Origin of the sequence: Chryseobacterium sp. CCNWLW53 (genome assembly GCF_037083525.1) — a bacterium.
Taxonomy (GTDB): Bacteria; Bacteroidota; Bacteroidia; order Flavobacteriales; family Weeksellaceae; genus Chryseobacterium; species Chryseobacterium lathyri.
This window is the reverse complement of record NZ_JBAOJR010000004.1, coordinates 1-15662: the sequence shown is the minus strand read 5'-3', so window position 1 is coordinate 15662 and position 15662 is coordinate 1. Positions and strand designations below refer to the sequence as shown.

Below are 15662 nucleotides of genomic sequence, written 5' to 3'. Positions count from 1 at the left end.
GAGACCTTTTGAAGGTCTCTTTAAATATATTGAATTGAGTTTTTATATTGCTTTAGTATTAATGGCAGTATCTGCTATTTTAGTGAGCAGCTCATCACATTTTTTTTCTTCGTTAAGAGTCGCTAATAGGTTTTTTAAGCATACTTTTTCTTTAAGAACTTTAGCATAGGCAGCTAGTGACCCATAAGTCGCAATTTCATAATGTTCCACTTTCTGTGCAGCGGCAATTATCCCGGCATCTCTTACAGCTCCAGCCTCAGTTTCTTCCATAATGCTTTTACCTTCATCTAATAATCCCTGCATGGCATCACATTTTTTAGCCTGGGCTTTTTTGCCGAGAGCAGCAAAACATTCTTCCAGTCTTTTTACATGAATTTCTGTCTCGTTAAGATGCTGTTCAATAGCTGTTTTCAGTTTTTTGTCTGTGGCATTTTTATGCATCTTAGGCAGAGCTTTTACGAGAGCTTTTTCTGCCCAGTAAATGTCTTTCAGTGAATCTTCAAACAAATCTTTCAGCTGTTTGGCTGCATCTTTTTTAGCAGGCGTTTTTCCTGTTTTTTTTGCTGCAGTTTTCGAGGCTGTTTTTCTTGTTGTTTTTTTAGTTTCCATAATAATATATTTTAGTGATTAATTATTCGATGGTACAATATCTACAATTATGGGACCAGCCTGCATTTTCGGGTATGTATGTGGCAGATCATAACAGTTTACGAATACGGAAATTTTTAATAATCCAATAGGGAAGAGGCTCTTAATTTTCCGTTTCCTTTTTGAAGCTCATCACTTCGTACTCATCATTCGAGCAGTATTTTTTACAGCTGCTGTCATTAAAATGATCAGGATTTTTCGAAAAATCTTCTATATATTTTGCGCTTTCTCCGGTATCGGCAGGTGCAATAATGATATGAAAATTCTCGAGTACAGATTGATCGGCTTTTTTTAACGCTTCTTTTTTATATTCTAAGGCTTCACTGTATTTCATAAACTTGTTTTTATTTTTCAAAAATAAGTCTGCCGTCGAATGGCTCGCTCCATTTTATAAAGATACGGTCATTCAGCCTGGTAATCATAGCCTGAACTGTTTCATATTCTCCGTTTTCATTTTTCCTTTCAACGATAAGGTTCGATCCTTGACCAATTTCCTGAATGGTAAATTCTAACTGATACTGATTTTCATTATTCAATATGAATTCTGCTTTTGTAAAATTTTTATTTAACATGGGATAATGTTTTATTTTTATTGTAATGAATAAATTATGCCAATATAATTCCGGATTTTATTTTTAATATACAACATTCCATTTGATGGAATAATTATTGCCTTCTAAAACAGGTAAATAGTTTCTAAATCATCTCAAACTATGAAAATAGCAACATATAATGTAAACGGAATCAATGGCCGTTTACCGGTCTTGCTGCAATGGCTGAAAGAAGCCAGTCCGGATATTGTCTGTCTTCAGGAACTAAAAGCACCCCAGGAACGTTTTCCTTTAAAAGAGATTAATGCAGCAGGATATGAGGCCATATGGAACGGACAGAAAAGCTGGAATGGAGTAGCCATACTTGCCAAAGATTTGGAGATCACAGAAGTTCAGAGAGTCCTGCCCGGAAATTCTGAAGACGTGCAAAGCCGTTATATTGAAGCTATTATTGACCAGATGGTGATATGCTGCCTATACCTTCCCAACGGAAATCCTTATCCGGGCCCAAAATTTGATTATAAACTAGACTGGCTCAAACGTTTTAAAAAACGAACTAATGAGCTCATCAAAATGGAACTGCCTGCAATACTTATCGGTGATTTTAATATTATTCCTGAACCCCGGGACGTTTATAAACCTGAACGCTGGGAAAATGATGCATTATTCAGGACAGAAGTCAGAAAGGCCTACAAAGATCTGCTAAATAAAGGCTGGCTTGATTCCATCCGTACGCTATATCCGGATGATACTGTTTACACTTTCTGGGATTATCTGTATAAGGCATACGACCGTAATGCAGGTATAAGGCTGGATCATATTCTTTTAAGTCCATATCTTCATTCAGACTTAAGATCCGGCGGTGTCGACAGTCATGTCCGTGGCTGGACGAAAAGCAGCGATCATGCGCCTGTATGGATTCAATTGGAAAAATAAATATCTATTGCCTACATTTCATGAACCAGGCGGAAGGTTAGGTTGATCCGTGGCTTCATGGGTTTTGCAGATTTGGCAATACGGTGCTCCCAGTTAACCTGCAGATCTCCTTTCATAATCAGCAGAGATCCGTGCTGAAGCGGCAAGCTGTATTTATTCCGATGGTCATCTGCTTTGCGGAAATCAAAATTCCTTATCTGACCAAGACTTACGGAAGCAATGACCGGCCGGTTCCCCAGCTCGCTTTCTTTGTCACGATGCCAGGCTACAGAATCGTTTCCGTCACGGTATAAATTCAGCAGTACAGAATTAAACTTGTAACCGGATGATTTTTCTATCTGTTGTTTTAAGGATAATAATTCAGGAAGCCATGGATTGACATTAAAAGAGTTGCCACCCAACTGATAGGTCCTGCTTTCATCTCCATACCATGCTGTCAGCCTCGGGGTCAGAACCATTTTATCATACATTTTCTGGGTTCTCTGCTTCCACGGTGCAGCACGAAGTAGAAGCTCCTCAAGTTCTGAGGCTTCATCTTCCGGTAAGAAGTGTTCGGTGTACTCGATCAATTCTTTCGGGAACCGGAAATATTCATCTGAATTAAATAAGCTTAACTGATCCATTTCACTGTTTATATCAGCTTTATTTAGGTTTCCGGCGTCCGGAAACTTTTTGGTCCAGCTGTTTGATATCCTGCTTCAGTTCCCGGAACATTTCTTTAAAATTATAATTATCATAGTCACCGGGCTCGAAGTCTTCAGGAAAAATCCCTGATGCGTACTGCCAGATTTCCACAATTTCTTCAAAAGGGATATCATAAGGTTCGTAGAATGAATTATCGGCACTTACACAGATAGTATTCCCCTTTTTTTCCTTGAAACGTTTATAGGTAATTCCGTCATTTAGAGTGATAAAAACATAAGTTTTTCCCGGTTTCAGCTCATCAATTCCCTCTACATATTTCCCAACGATATAAGATCCGTTCCTAAAAGGCGGCATTGAATCTCCATCTGCAGGAAAAGCTCTGTATTTGCCGTTAGTTAGGAAGGGTAGGGCAATTCTCTGCAGGCTTTCAATATAACCTACGTCACTGTAACCTTCAAGGTATCCCATTGATGCTTTCTGCGGAATAATTTCAATGGTATCATTACCCAAATCATCTACAGCCACCGGAAGGACAATTCTGTTATCCGAAAGCTTTAGCATGTCTTCAACCGGATATTTACTGATATCTACAGAGACCAGAAGATCAATGCTGACGTGAAAATATTTAGATATTTTTATCAGAAGCCCGATAGGCGGTTCAGAAACTCCGTTTTCATATTTGGAATACCGTACACGGGAAATTGCCAGTTCATTGGCTACAGATTGTTGGGAGAGCTCTCTTTTATCCCTCAAAAAGCGAATATTGTTTGAAAAAATCGACATTGATACAAAATATATCAACAAAAGTACAAATTCCGATTAAAAAAGCACTTGTTTTTGCAGTGCAAAACTTATAAATCCCATGGAATCAACTTGTTTTTTTTCTTGTTCGTATTTATTAGTTATTTTTCCTTAAGATCAGTGTTGATCTGCTTTTCCGCATTTTTCGCTTTTTGTTCCTGAGCCTGTTTCTCTTTGCGTTGCTGACGTCTTGTCTTTTTCTCGGCACGTCTTTCTTCACGGATCACTTTATTGGATTTTTTATTGTACAGGGCATCAATAATTCCCTGTCCAGTTTTACTGAAGATCTTAATTTTCGGCTGGGCATGGGTTCCCGTCACAACGACAGGAAAACCAATCCATCCGCCCGGTGGCAGCCCAACTCTTATTCTGAGATCCAGTAGTCCATTGAAGCTTGTTGTTCCGCTTATGGAAGGCCTCAGCACGGAAACTTTAAATGTAATTTTATCCACATGGATCAGGTTGTTTTTGATATGGGATTCAATATTTACTCCTTTCATATCAGGGTTATCAAAAGCCTGTGCACCGATGTTATCACCGACAGCAGAGAGCATTTTTAAATTTTTCACTTCTACATCACGGAGATTAACAATTCCACCGCCTTCCAGTGACGGATAAATAGGTTTCATATTTTTATCAAAATCTCCTTTCAATTTATAGTCCAGCGACACGATTCCTTTAACATTCCTGGCAGCTGTGGCCATTTCACGCACCATCTCAATTTCTTTATAAGCACGCTGAACATCAAAGTCCTGAACTTTAAGAGAGATATCGTAATTAGCTGTCAGGGGAGACTCATCCTGGTAACGGGCATCAATATTCATACGGCTTCCGATGATGTCGAATGATGTGTTTTTAAGATAAATCTGGCCTGTATTGACAGAAGCATTTCCTTTAAGATGATGAAACGCCAACCCTTTGAATTCAACTTTTCTAGCATTGGCTTCCAGGGAAACATCAAGATTTTCCGGAATAATGACAACACCGCTGCTTCCCGGATTTTCTACTTTGGCATATTCTACTTCTATAGACTTATCGGTATTATCCCCGTTTTTAAGCGCCATAAACTCATCAATCAGGATATAATTGGAGTTTAAGCCAAATTTTCCGTGAAGGGTTCCTTTTCTTTCAATAAAATAGTTGATGGTATTTAAAAGATAACCGTTTAAGGCAAAATCGGATTTTCCATAGGTTGCCAGGAATTTTCTGAACCACATTTTTTCATTCTCAAACCGGAAGTTTCCTTCTCTGATAAAAAATGATTTTGGAAGATATTCTGTGGTTGCTTTAATATTCTTTAAAATCAGAGTTCCTTTGTTGTCCAGCTTGCTGTACTGACCTTTTGTAGCATAGCTTTGGCGGCCATTAAGCGAAAGATCTGCCATAATGAGACCGCTGACATCAAATCCTTCTTTGGCAAAAACTTTATAGATTCTTCCGACATTCAGGACTCCTTTTGCCCGCACTTTATACAGCAGGTCTTCAAAATCCCGCAGATCAGCATTGACGAAAACTGGATTGCCTTCAAAATCAAAGCTGAAAGGATCCAGCTTTACACCAAGGCTTCTGAAAGTACCGTCTGTATTGACAATATTGGCTACCAAATTGATATTCTGAATAGGGTTGGGGTAGTATTTTGTTTTCACCAGACTGTTTTTGAGATGAAGATAACCGTCAGTTTTGGGGAATAACTTTTTGTCCATACTAAAAATACCATTGGCCTTGATATTGGTATCCATAAGTCCACGGATGTCAATATCTTTCAAACCTAAAGCCTGATCAAGTGTCTGAAGGTCTACAGCACCTTTTATATCAGCATCTACCTGCATTTCATTCAGGCCTTTGGTTTTCACGAAAGCACGGAAATTATTGTTCGGACCGAGATCAAAGTTTAGTTTTTTTAAGTCCACAACAAGCTGATTGGTATCTAATGACGGGAGATCTATATTCAGATCCATATTCAGGTGGTTCATAGGAACGGGTGCTTTTCCGTTGGAGACAAAACCGTTTTTAACCAAAAGACGTACTTTGAGTCTTGGCTTGATGTTTTTAGGCTCACTGAACCTTCCTTTTATATGGAAATACAGATCACTGTTCCCTTCAATTTGGGTGCCTTTTGCCCAGTCGAGATATTGTGGCGGCAATACGGAAATCATTTCCCGGATTGTAGTTTTTTCCGAAGCGGCATTGATATCCATATTGTAGCCATCCCTGAGAATACTAATAAAACCAATGAATTTCAAAGGAAGATCATTAATCCTTAATTCATTTTTCTTCAGAACAAAAGTTAAGGCATTGGTATTAATTCTTGTAATCAGATCGGCATGTAAGGTTTTTTGTTTGGCATAATAGATCCTGTTCAGGCTAAAATCCACTTTATCAATATCAAGATTAGTCTCAAGATCGAAAATATCTTCACTTAAGCCGCCTTTTCCGGTGTAGTTAAGACCTTTGGCATCGACTAAAACTCTTGCGGAATGATCATTATATTTGATATTCCAGTTTCTGAATTTAATCAGATCCAGCTTTATGGATGCTCCTGTTTCTGTAGTATCTTTGGACTTTTCGGAAGTTTTGGAAATGTATACGTTGTAGTTGGCCTCTCCTTTACTGTTCACAAAAACATGGGCATTGGCATCGGTTACATATATTTCATCAATTTTTACTTCACGGTTGAAAATCAGATTTTTCAGATTAATTCCTACTGCAACTTCTTTCGCCGTCAGTAAGGTGTCATTTTGAAAAGGTTTTGAACCCTGTAAAACAAGATTATCCACTGAAACCGTAAGGGAAGGGAAGTGCCGGAAAAAAGTAAGATGGGTCTTTTTATAGTCGAGCTTTCCCGCAAGATGTTTATTGGCAAATATTTTTACCTGATGAGAAATTGTTCCCGGAAACAGTATGGGAATAATAAACATCAAAAACAAAATGGCAGCTATTGAAATTCCTGTCCATTTTAGAATTTTCAAAATTATTTTTTTAAACCTTTCCATAGATCCATAATTTTGATATGTTATCATTATGAACTGATAACAATAATTAGTTATCGCAATCTAAAATCAAGCCATTTGTTAAAATTATCATCATAAAAACAAAAAAGGTAAAGTCCGTTTTTACAAATAAAAAACCTGGCTTAATCAGCCAGGGTATCTTTGAGATTGTGAAATTTTTTTGAGATTTTCAGTTCAGTTTTAATTGAGGTGATTTAAATTTTTGGCAATACTTTTTATATCACTTACTTTTATGAACGTTTCAAAAGGCTCATCATACCGATCTTTAATGCATCCTATGATTTTACTATCCACATTATCATCAAATTTCCTTGCAAAAAGATGGTTCCCTGTTTGCAAAAAATCTAAATCTGTTTCAGTGAAAGTTTTTGGCCTCAATTTAATATCGCCATCAGGAATCCAGATAATTGCTCTTTTATCATCATCTACCAAAATACCGTCAAAAGAGGTATTCATCAACACGGTCTGGAAGAAAGACTCATCTGCAATTAAGGTATTCAGATAATAGTCTTCAAACCTTTTCACTTCCGAGCTGTTGCAGATAAATTCACAGCAGTTTCGGGTGAGGATCATCCATTGTCCGCCAATATAGGGAATGACACCTTTCATAAAATCTCTTTTATAGGTTTCCTCTGAAATTTTATCTTCTGATTCTTCGAAGTAATTTTCAATCCGGTTCATCGTTTCTGGCCTGCTTTTCTTCTGATCCGCAATTTTTATATAGCTCTTCCCATTGTTTTTTGACAGAAATTCTTTAATAATTTTCTGTGATTTCAAAGGATAATCCTGGCCGCTTAAGTTAATAAAGTAGTCCCACTTCATCTCCATGTCCAACAGATATTTCATTCCGTCCAGCTCTGCCTGAACCATGCTGTAGCCACCCCAAACAACATTCTTACTTTTAAGAATGTGTACATTCGGGTATTTCTGTAAAAAGACACTGACTTCTTCGCCAATCTCCTGATTGGCTTTCTTGTCGATATGAATAAGATAAAAGTTGGAAGGATCGTAAAGAGCTTTAAAAAGTCGCTTGAATTGGTCTGGTAAACGATGTACTAAGATTAAGTACGCAATATTGATGGATTTCATCGGAATATTACCGATACTATGTCCATTACTCTCTTCAGGGCAAACATTACTCATTTTATATTATTTAAAAATTATGAATGTTTACAACTTATTTTATAAAGTATTAATAGACATTTCCGTAAATATACAAAAATTAAATGGATTTTTTTATATAATAAGCAATACAATATAGTGATTTATACTTAAAATTTAATTGGCACGGTTTTTTATATTATAACTCAAAAAATATGATGAAAATAATTAAAAGAATTGGAGCAGCTGTATTAGTTGGATTATTTGTAGCTTCTTGTGCTCCCAGATTAAAGCCTAATGGAAATCATGGCCTTCCACCGGGACAGGTTAAAAAAGTAACCGGTGCTAAATCAGCAAAGCATTATGCACCAGGTCATTATAAAAAGTAAAAATTCAAAACCTCTCAATTCAATCGGGAGGTTTTTTAATAATTTCATTTCTGTTCATTTTTGATGTTCATATTTGTCGAAAAAAATTCTTTAAAATATCAGGTTTAAAAAGTATTGGAGTATTTTATAAATTCAAATATTTGAAATCTCAAAAACAATAAAAATTACTTCCGAGAATGGTTTGCCCGTTATTCAAAAAAACGGCTAAGTTTAGCCGTTTTTTAATCAGTTACTTTCAAACGTTGTATTTGTCCGTCAACAATTTCGAAATGAAATTTTAATATAATTGGACTCCCAGGAAATGTACCTGAACACTCTGCAGATAAGACACTTGAACTGCCATTTTCTTCATAACTGACAGGCGTCATAACCGATTTGTAACGCTCGTTGGAATCTGCGATCCAATGCTCTATTTCTTTTCTTCCATTGTGTGTTTTTCCTTCATCAAAAACAACAGCTGTATCAGAAAAACAATTTGCGTAGGCAACGCTATTAAAATCGTTCTGAGCTTTTACTAATTCTGTGATTACTTTTGGTAAATTCATATTTTCTTTTTTTTAAGATTATTAAATTGTTGGTACTGTGCCACCATCGATTACGAATTCAGTTCCTGATAAATAGCCGGCTCTTGGTGATACAAGAAAACTAACTAATTCAGCTACTTCTTTTGGTTCGGCAGGTCTACCGAAAGGTATTCCACCTAATGCATCTATTACACTTTGTTGCGCTTCTTCTACAGTACTGTTTGCGTTTCTTGCAATTTCGCCCAGCCAGGCTTCAGATGCTGTCGTATTGATCCAGCCTGGCGAAACAGTCAGAACCCGAACACCTTTAGGGGTAACTTCGTTTGATAAACTTTTACTATAGTTTCTCAAAGCTGCTTTTGCAGCTGCATAAGGCAAAGTTGAATCGTACAAAGGGAGTTTACCCTGGATGGAAGCGATGTGAATGATAACACCACTTTTCCTATCGATCATTTGTGGTAAAAAACCTCTGTCCAGTCGAACAGGAGCAAGCAAATTAGCTTGTAGGGTTGATTCCCAGTCATCATCTGTTAGTGCAGCAAAACCGCCTGCAGGCGTAGATGATCCCCCAAGGTTATTTACAAGAATATCCAGCCTTCCATAAGTAGACAATACTTCGCTGATTACTTTTTGTGTTCCTTCCGCCTTGCTCAGATCGGAGGCAATAAAATGCAGATTGCTGTTTTCTTTTTCAGGTGCATTTCTAGCAGAAATGATAACTGTTGCGCCAGCTTGTAGCAACCTTTCTGCAATTGCTTTTCCTGCTCCTTTTGTACCTCCTGTTACCAATGCAATCTTGCCTGATAACTCATTGTTGAAATTAAATTGTTCCATTTTTAAGAATTGTTTATAGGACAAAATTGGGGTATAAAAACAGTTTGCACAAGTACGGAATTACGATTCATATAGGGATAAATTATTCCCCTATTGCACTAATCGGAACATACGTTTAATTTTGCAATATGTATGAGAGAAAAATAATACCGAACTTAAATTGCGGTCTTGATCTGATCGGTGAAGTACTTTATGGTAAATGGAAAATACGTTTGCTTTGGTTCATTGATCAGGGACATAAAAGACCAAGTGAATTGCAGCGTAAGATACCGGATGCAACACGACGGGTTTTAAACATTCAGTTAAAAGAATTGGAAGACCACGAATTGGTTACAAAGAAAATTTATCCGGTCGTACCTCCAAAAGTAGAGTATAGTTTAACTGAGTTTGGTAAAAGTTTGATTCCTGTAATAGGTATTTTAGGTCAATGGGCAGATCAACATGAGGATCGGCTAAGAACGTTGATTATAAAAAGAATTCAAGGATCTGCTGATATAGAAAATTTCAGCTAAATTAATCTCAAAAAACGTTAAAGAAGATAATTATAGAGATTGTCTGTCTGGGTTAAAATACAAAAATCTGATAAAAAGGACAGACCTTCAGATCGTGTTCTTACAAAATGAACACCACATCTCATTTAACATAATATAAATTATAGGAAAAATAATAAATAATAGGACAGGAGTATAACCTCTTCAGATTCTGCTATTTTCAAAACTTTTCTGTCAGACATTCTTTAACGGATTCTGAGAACTCTTCTTTATTCAAAAACTTTCCTTTTTCAATCTCGCCCAATAAACTTATTGTCTCTGATGTACATTGTTAGATTTTTATTCTCTATAAACCGGTTAAATTATTTCTGATTTGCTGTGCATGGCTATACGGCATAAAAATCCGATCTTAGAAAAAATAATTACGGCAAGCTCGTGATCATAGCAAGTTCTCCATAATTTTTCCTGTCATAAAGATGCTTATGCTCTGTCAGCTCAACAAAGACTTTTCAACGCTCACAGCCTTGTCTTTGTATTTGCTTCTGAATCATTGAATTTTCTTTATAAACATTCCGCTCACTGTATTTACTGGTTGACTTACTGGCATCAATATATTATGTTAAATTGGATCATAAATACAAAATCTTGTCCCATGGCAATTTCAGTTACTCCAAAAAGCAATACCTTTATTCTAACCAAAAAATAAAATAATATGAAACCTAAAATGATCTGGGCCAATCTTGGAGTGAGCAACCTTGAGCGTACCCAAAAATTCTATACAGAACTCGGATTCAGGCCTAATAATCCTAATTCTTCCAATGAGCTGGTCAGCTTTTTTTTCGGGGAAAATGAGTTGATCATTCATTTTTTCTTAAAAGAAATACTGGAAGCCAATCTAAAAAATGTAAAATTTGGTGACTCTCAGAGCCCCAATGAAATTATATTCACTCTTTCTGCAGAAAGCATAGAACAGACAAATCTGTGGGCCCAGGAAGTCGTGAAAGCCGGCGGTACTATCATTTCGGAACCTGAAAGCTTCGGAGACCATTATTATGGTTTTGTCTTCGCAGATCCTGACGGGCATAAATTTAATGTATTTCATATGTAGAATAAATTAAGTTAATATTTCTCACAGATCAGGCAGATGTTGCAGATTTTTATACATTCAATCTGTTTTAATCGTTAAGATCTACAGGAAATATGAAACAATTATTTATCGTTAAACCCTTTTATTTCAATATTAATTACAATTTTCACAAAAAAAACTTGCGTAGTCAAATAACTTCATTTAAATTTGTAGTCAAATAACTACACAATGAATTTAAGAAGAGATGTATTCCAGGCAATAGCCGACCCTACCAGAAGATCTATCCTGATGTTGGTAGCCGCGCAATCTATGACCGCCGGCGCTATCGCTTCCAATTTTGACACTGCAAGACCTACCGTTTCCAAACATCTTCAGATCCTTACCGAATGCGAATTGCTGAGATCTGAACAGAACGGCCGTGAAATTATCTATCACCTAAATCCCAATAAAATGAAAGAAATAGCCGATTTTATAGAACCTTTCCGCCAGATGTGGGACGACAGATTCAATAAGCTGGAAAGTGTAATGAAAGCCTATCAGAAAAAGATAAGTAATGAGTAATATTTCCGCTCCTACCCAAAACTCTCCCACTCTAATACTCTAAAACACTCAAACTACCTAACCCAAAACACTCAAAATCATGGAATTAAAAACAAAAATTCACGCCGAAGACGGCAAGCAGGAAATATTCATCATCAGGGAATTTGATCTCCCGGTTGAGCTTCTTTTCAAAGCCTACACCGAACCGGAAATTTTTGAACAATGGATGGGCACCAAAGTCCTTAAAATGGAAAACAAACCGCATGGAGGCTATCAGTTTCAGACTTCCAATCCTCAGGGCGATGTGGTTTTTAGCGCCAACGGAACCATCCATGAGTTTGTTCCCGGCTGCAAGATCACAAGGACTTTCCAGATGGAAAATACGCCCTTCCCTGTTCAGATCGAATTTTTAGAATTTGAAAAACTAGCAGACAGTACCAGCAAAATTACCATTCATACCATTTACAAATCTGTTGATTTCAGAGACCAGATGCTGAAACTGCCTTTTGCACAGGGGCTTAATATGGCTCATAACCGACTTCAGGAATATTTAGAAACTAGATACTAGATTTCAGTTACTAAAGGTTAAGAATTGATATACTCTCCAACTCTAATACTCTCAAATTCAAAACTATCACCACTATGAATCCAAAAGTTGATTTTTTCTTTGACAAGGCCGGACAATGGCAAAAAGAATTTGAAAAATTAAGAACGATTATTCTCGATACAGGATTGGAAGAAGATTTGAAATGGGGCTGTCCCTGCTACACCTACCAAGGCAGAAATATTGTTCTGATCCATGGGTTTAAGGAATACTGTGCCCTACTCTTTTTCAAAGGTTCCTTACTGAGTGACACTCAGAATATCCTGATTCAGCAGACAGAAAATGTACAGGCGGCACGACAGATCCGCTTTACTGACCTTAAAGAAATCACTGATTTGGAAAAAGTAATCAGAACGTATGTGTATGAAGCTGTAGAAATAGAAAAATCCGGTATAAAAGTTCCTATGAAGAAAACCAGGGAGTTTGAAATGCCTGAAGAATTTCAAAGTAAACTGGATAAAAGTCCGGAACTCAAAGAAGCTTTTGAAGCCCTTACTCCCGGACGGCAGAGAGCTTACCTGCTCCATTTCTCTTCCGCCAAACAATCTGCAACAAGAGAAGCCAGGATTGAAAAATATATTCCACACATCCTTACAGGAAAAGGCATAAACGATTAACTTCAAAAAAACTACTTATGGAAACACAGAACAAATCTCAAAAAAGAAACAGGATTATCTACTGGATCTTCACGATCTGGATGGCATTGGGGATGGTATCCACAGCCATTGTTCAGCTTATGAAAAATAAAGATGAACTTGCAAACTTCACGAATCTAGGTTACCCTGCTTATCTGATGACCATTATCGGGGTCTGGAAACTCCTGGGCGTTATTGCTGTACTGATCCCAAAACGTCCGCTGCTTAAAGAGTGGGCTTATGCAGGATTTTTCTTTGTAATGTCCGGAGCACTTATTTCCCATATCATTGTGGGGGATACTTTTGGAAGGACTTTTCCGGCTCTGTTATTGCTGATTTTAGTTATTATTTCATGGTATTTCAGGCCTTCAGACAGAAAAATAGCTGTAATAAATCCTTCTGAGCATGCATAAAATGATCGATAAGAACTAGACAGTTAAAATCAAACATTAAATAAAAAAACTGATATGAGCAAAAAGAAACTGACAGCCGAACAGAGCACAGGGCTTTTAAAGGTATTGAAAACCCGTTTTGAGAAAAATATGAACCGTCATAAAGACCTGAGCTGGGAAAAGATTCAGGAAAAACTGGAAGCAGCCCCGGAAAAACTCTGGTCATTGAACGAAATGGAAGAAACGGAAGGAGAACCCGACGTGGTAGCCTACGACAAAAAAACAGACGAATATATCTTTTTCGACTGTTCTCCGGAAAGCCCGAAACGCAGAAGTCTCTGCTACGATTACCAGGCCTGGGAGGCCCGTAAAGCCAACAAACCTGACAGTAATGCTATTGACAGGGCTTCCGAAATGGGCATCGAATTATTAACAGAAGCGCAATATCGCCAGCTTCAGGAACTCGGAAAGTTTGATCTGAAAACTTCCAGCTGGATAAAAACTCCGGCAAATATCCGGGAACTGGGAGGAGCCATTTTCGGTGACCGCCGTTACAATACGGTTTTTATATACCATAATGGCGCAGATTCCTATTATGCGGCAAGAGGATTTAGAGGGTTATTAAAGGTTTAAAATATGATAACAAATACTGAGAGGGGGTAATCTGTTCCAATTTATAAAAACAATAAATTCATAATTTACCCTACTCTCTTCTGAAAATCATTCGCCTTTCAGATATTTCAAACCGTATTTTTTCTCCATTTTCTAATGGTATTTCTGCTGATATTAAAATGGCTGGCTACCTCGCTGTTACTCAAATTGTTATCCTTTTGATAATCAAGAATCTTTTGTACCGTTTCATTATCATACGAACGGTGTCTCTGATTGAGGGAAATTTTTTTCGCATTATTCCCGAAAATAATAATATTAATTCTAATAATATCGATGCTGGATAGCTGTTCTTTAGATAATATTGTTTTACATTTTTCCTTCTTTTCGGGGTGCTTTAATTCTATAAGGTCTGAGTATATTCTTTTATAATCCGGCCTTATTCTTTCATGTACTTTTCTATCCATCTATATAACGTAGTTTTAGGAATTTTGTACTCATTTACGATTTGATATTTACTTTTTTTCCCGGTTTTAATGAGCTCTAGAATAAATTCAATAATTTCTTTGGTATAAATATTTTTCCGAAATTCAGGCAGTGATGATTTCTCTTTACCAGAGTCTTCCCCCTTGATTGTTGAGGGCGAAGAGTATAGCATTAAATGATGAGAATAGATTCTAAAGAAATCGTATTCCAATAATTTGCACCATTTTAAAACTAAATCTGTTGAAAGATTCTCCTGTACCAGCATTTCCTCCATCTCATCTTCAGTACATTTAAAAAAGTTGCAGATACGGGGGATCTCTATATCATGTTCTGCAACGCGCTGTTTGATGAGAGCTCCGATATGTATTTCTTTGAAATTCATTGCTTTTCTTTAGTACGAATAGACTAAATTGTTTAGCATTTTAGTCATCATTTGTGTTTATTTATAAATCTGTGTTTTTACTTATATATTTATGACATCTTGTATGGCAAATCAGCAATTCCTGTATGAGAACTATAGGTCTCTAAACACGAGCCGGAGAATTATTTCCCATAACTAAAACTGTTTAGTATATATAAGATTACAAAGATATCTTTTCTTCTATGGAAAAAATAGAGCAGCAAACGCAATCACTCATAATTAGCTGATAAACAACACATAAACAGATGATAAAATTCGGAATTTCATTAATTTTACTAAAAAAGTGATGTAATCAATGTTGTAATAGTTTTTAATCCTTTCTATGAGCATAGCATGGCCTTGATTATGTCTGATCTCAAAAATGTTTTCTGGGAAATGCAGATTTTATATCAATTTTTTGTAAATTAGACCATGCAGGATAAGAATGTCAGAATAGTTTGATGGTTATAGAAGTTCTTCCTTCGAAAGTCCGTTTGGCTATGAAAAGTTCCTCGGTTAGTAAGATTTGTTTTAAGATATTTTTTCATTTCGAGTTAAACAAAAAATATTAAAATTCGGAATTCGAGTATCATTATCAATGCTGATTATTTTTATATAATGATTTTATTATTAGATTTGTTACTAAAGAACACCAATGATGAAGTTTGTAAATTAATACAGTTATAACAACTCAATCATATTAAATTAAACAAAAACATTATGAAAGACAAAAATCCAAAAAAGAAACCTTTTTTTGCATCATTCTTAGAAAAGCAAGTTAAAGATCCTAAAAAAGTGAAAGGAAGTGGGCCAAACTATACCACAAAATATCCATCAGACAATGATGAAGCTGTAAACTAAGACAGTTATAATAACAAATCATCTCCAAGGAAACTTACCATAAGTTTCCTTTTTTAATAAAATCCGGCCAATGATTCTCTGCATTACCCACTCGAATGATTTTTACAATATTGATAT

21 protein-coding genes are annotated in these 15662 nt (G+C 36.4%); 10 read left to right on the top strand and 11 right to left on the bottom strand.

The genetic code is table 11. From position 1 onward, the window contains the following. Positions 1-42: 42 nt before the first annotated feature. The 3 genes from V6R96_RS13180 to V6R96_RS13170 form a co-directional block, all read right to left on the bottom strand. Positions 43-609 carry a ferritin-like domain-containing protein gene (locus V6R96_RS13180; RefSeq protein WP_111953541.1) on the bottom strand — a complete coding sequence of 189 codons (567 nt, stop codon included), beginning with the start codon at positions 607-609 and terminating at the stop codon, positions 43-45. Positions 610-751: 142 nt separating this feature from the next. Further along, positions 752-982: a hypothetical protein gene (locus tag V6R96_RS13175; RefSeq protein WP_223559426.1), complete on the bottom strand. Its 231-nt coding sequence runs from the start codon at positions 980-982 to the stop codon at positions 752-754. Between the two features lie 10 nt (positions 983-992). Continuing rightward, complete coding sequence (locus V6R96_RS13170) at positions 993-1220, bottom strand: glutathione synthase (protein WP_111953545.1); 228 nt, start codon at positions 1218-1220, stop codon at positions 993-995. Positions 1221-1361: 141 nt separating this feature from the next. Here V6R96_RS13170 and xth point away from each other — a divergent pair, with 141 nt between their 5' ends. Continuing rightward, positions 1362-2135, top strand: a complete 774-nt coding sequence (gene xth, locus V6R96_RS13165; RefSeq protein WP_223559424.1) for an exodeoxyribonuclease III — start codon at positions 1362-1364, stop codon at positions 2133-2135. Between the two features lie 11 nt (positions 2136-2146). Here the strand turns inward: xth and V6R96_RS13160 are convergent, their stop codons facing one another. The 4 genes from V6R96_RS13160 to V6R96_RS13145 form a co-directional block, all read right to left on the bottom strand. Further along, entirely contained in the window at positions 2147-2758 is a 612-nt protein-coding gene (locus V6R96_RS13160) for an alpha-ketoglutarate-dependent dioxygenase AlkB (protein ID WP_336379524.1), read from the bottom strand. A gap of 19 nt (positions 2759-2777) precedes the next feature. Next, complete coding sequence (locus tag V6R96_RS13155; protein ID WP_336380200.1) at positions 2778-3533, bottom strand: LexA family transcriptional regulator; 756 nt, start codon at positions 3531-3533, stop codon at positions 2778-2780. A 149-nt stretch (positions 3534-3682) separates the two neighbouring features. Continuing rightward, the gene (locus V6R96_RS13150) at positions 3683-6550 is read right to left on the bottom strand and encodes an AsmA-like C-terminal region-containing protein (protein WP_336379526.1); all 2868 of its coding nucleotides are present in this window, start codon (positions 6548-6550) and stop codon (positions 3683-3685) included. A gap of 222 nt (positions 6551-6772) precedes the next feature. Further along, positions 6773-7735 (bottom strand): beta-1,6-N-acetylglucosaminyltransferase, encoded by a 963-nt coding sequence (locus V6R96_RS13145; protein WP_223559420.1) that lies wholly within the window; start codon positions 7733-7735, stop codon positions 6773-6775. Positions 7736-7908: 173 nt separating this feature from the next. Between V6R96_RS13145 and V6R96_RS13140 the strand changes: the two genes are divergently transcribed. Continuing rightward, on the top strand, positions 7909-8082 hold the full coding sequence (locus V6R96_RS13140; RefSeq protein ID WP_336379527.1) for a hypothetical protein: 174 nt from the start codon (positions 7909-7911) through the stop codon (positions 8080-8082). A gap of 221 nt (positions 8083-8303) precedes the next feature. Here V6R96_RS13140 and V6R96_RS13135 read toward each other — a convergent pair whose 3' ends face one another. Continuing rightward, positions 8304-8627, bottom strand: coding sequence for a nuclear transport factor 2 family protein (locus tag V6R96_RS13135; protein WP_223559419.1), 324 nt, complete (start codon positions 8625-8627; stop codon positions 8304-8306). Positions 8628-8648: 21 nt separating this feature from the next. Further along, complete coding sequence (locus V6R96_RS13130) at positions 8649-9440, bottom strand: SDR family oxidoreductase (protein WP_336379528.1); 792 nt, start codon at positions 9438-9440, stop codon at positions 8649-8651. Positions 9441-9568: 128 nt separating this feature from the next. Here V6R96_RS13130 and V6R96_RS13125 point away from each other — a divergent pair, with 128 nt between their 5' ends. The 7 genes from V6R96_RS13125 (at position 9569) to V6R96_RS13095 (ending at position 13822) form a co-directional block, all read left to right on the top strand. Further along, positions 9569-9952 carry a helix-turn-helix domain-containing protein gene (locus tag V6R96_RS13125; RefSeq protein WP_111953557.1) on the top strand — a complete coding sequence of 128 codons (384 nt, stop codon included), beginning with the start codon at positions 9569-9571 and terminating at the stop codon, positions 9950-9952. A 691-nt stretch (positions 9953-10643) separates the two neighbouring features. Then, the gene (locus tag V6R96_RS13120; RefSeq protein WP_336379529.1) at positions 10644-11039 is read left to right on the top strand and encodes a VOC family protein; all 396 of its coding nucleotides are present in this window, start codon (positions 10644-10646) and stop codon (positions 11037-11039) included. A gap of 207 nt (positions 11040-11246) precedes the next feature. After that, the gene (locus V6R96_RS13115; protein ID WP_034725549.1) at positions 11247-11579 is read left to right on the top strand and encodes a helix-turn-helix transcriptional regulator; all 333 of its coding nucleotides are present in this window, start codon (positions 11247-11249) and stop codon (positions 11577-11579) included. Between the two features lie 79 nt (positions 11580-11658). After that, positions 11659-12126 (top strand): SRPBCC domain-containing protein, encoded by a 468-nt coding sequence (locus V6R96_RS13110; protein WP_336379530.1) that lies wholly within the window; start codon positions 11659-11661, stop codon positions 12124-12126. 74 nt (positions 12127-12200) lie between these two features. Next, positions 12201-12779 carry a YdeI family protein gene (locus V6R96_RS13105; protein WP_111953563.1) on the top strand — a complete coding sequence of 193 codons (579 nt, stop codon included), beginning with the start codon at positions 12201-12203 and terminating at the stop codon, positions 12777-12779. A gap of 17 nt (positions 12780-12796) precedes the next feature. After that, positions 12797-13210, top strand: coding sequence for a DoxX family protein (locus V6R96_RS13100; RefSeq protein WP_336379531.1), 414 nt, complete (start codon positions 12797-12799; stop codon positions 13208-13210). Positions 13211-13264: 54 nt separating this feature from the next. Continuing rightward, the gene (locus tag V6R96_RS13095) at positions 13265-13822 is read left to right on the top strand and encodes a DUF4256 domain-containing protein (protein WP_111953567.1); all 558 of its coding nucleotides are present in this window, start codon (positions 13265-13267) and stop codon (positions 13820-13822) included. 107 nt (positions 13823-13929) lie between these two features. Here the strand turns inward: V6R96_RS13095 and V6R96_RS13090 are convergent, their stop codons facing one another. Next, complete coding sequence (locus tag V6R96_RS13090) at positions 13930-14265, bottom strand: helix-turn-helix domain-containing protein (protein ID WP_111953569.1); 336 nt, start codon at positions 14263-14265, stop codon at positions 13930-13932. After that, on the bottom strand, positions 14238-14666 hold the full coding sequence (locus V6R96_RS13085) for a transposase (protein ID WP_336379532.1): 429 nt from the start codon (positions 14664-14666) through the stop codon (positions 14238-14240). Before V6R96_RS13085 ends, V6R96_RS13090 begins: the two co-directional genes overlap by 28 nt. Positions 14667-15404: 738 nt before the next feature. Between V6R96_RS13085 and V6R96_RS13080 the strand changes: the two genes are divergently transcribed. Beyond that, on the top strand, positions 15405-15545 hold the full coding sequence (locus V6R96_RS13080) for a microviridin/marinostatin family tricyclic proteinase inhibitor (RefSeq protein WP_111953573.1): 141 nt from the start codon (positions 15405-15407) through the stop codon (positions 15543-15545). Positions 15546-15662: the final 117 nt, after the last annotated feature.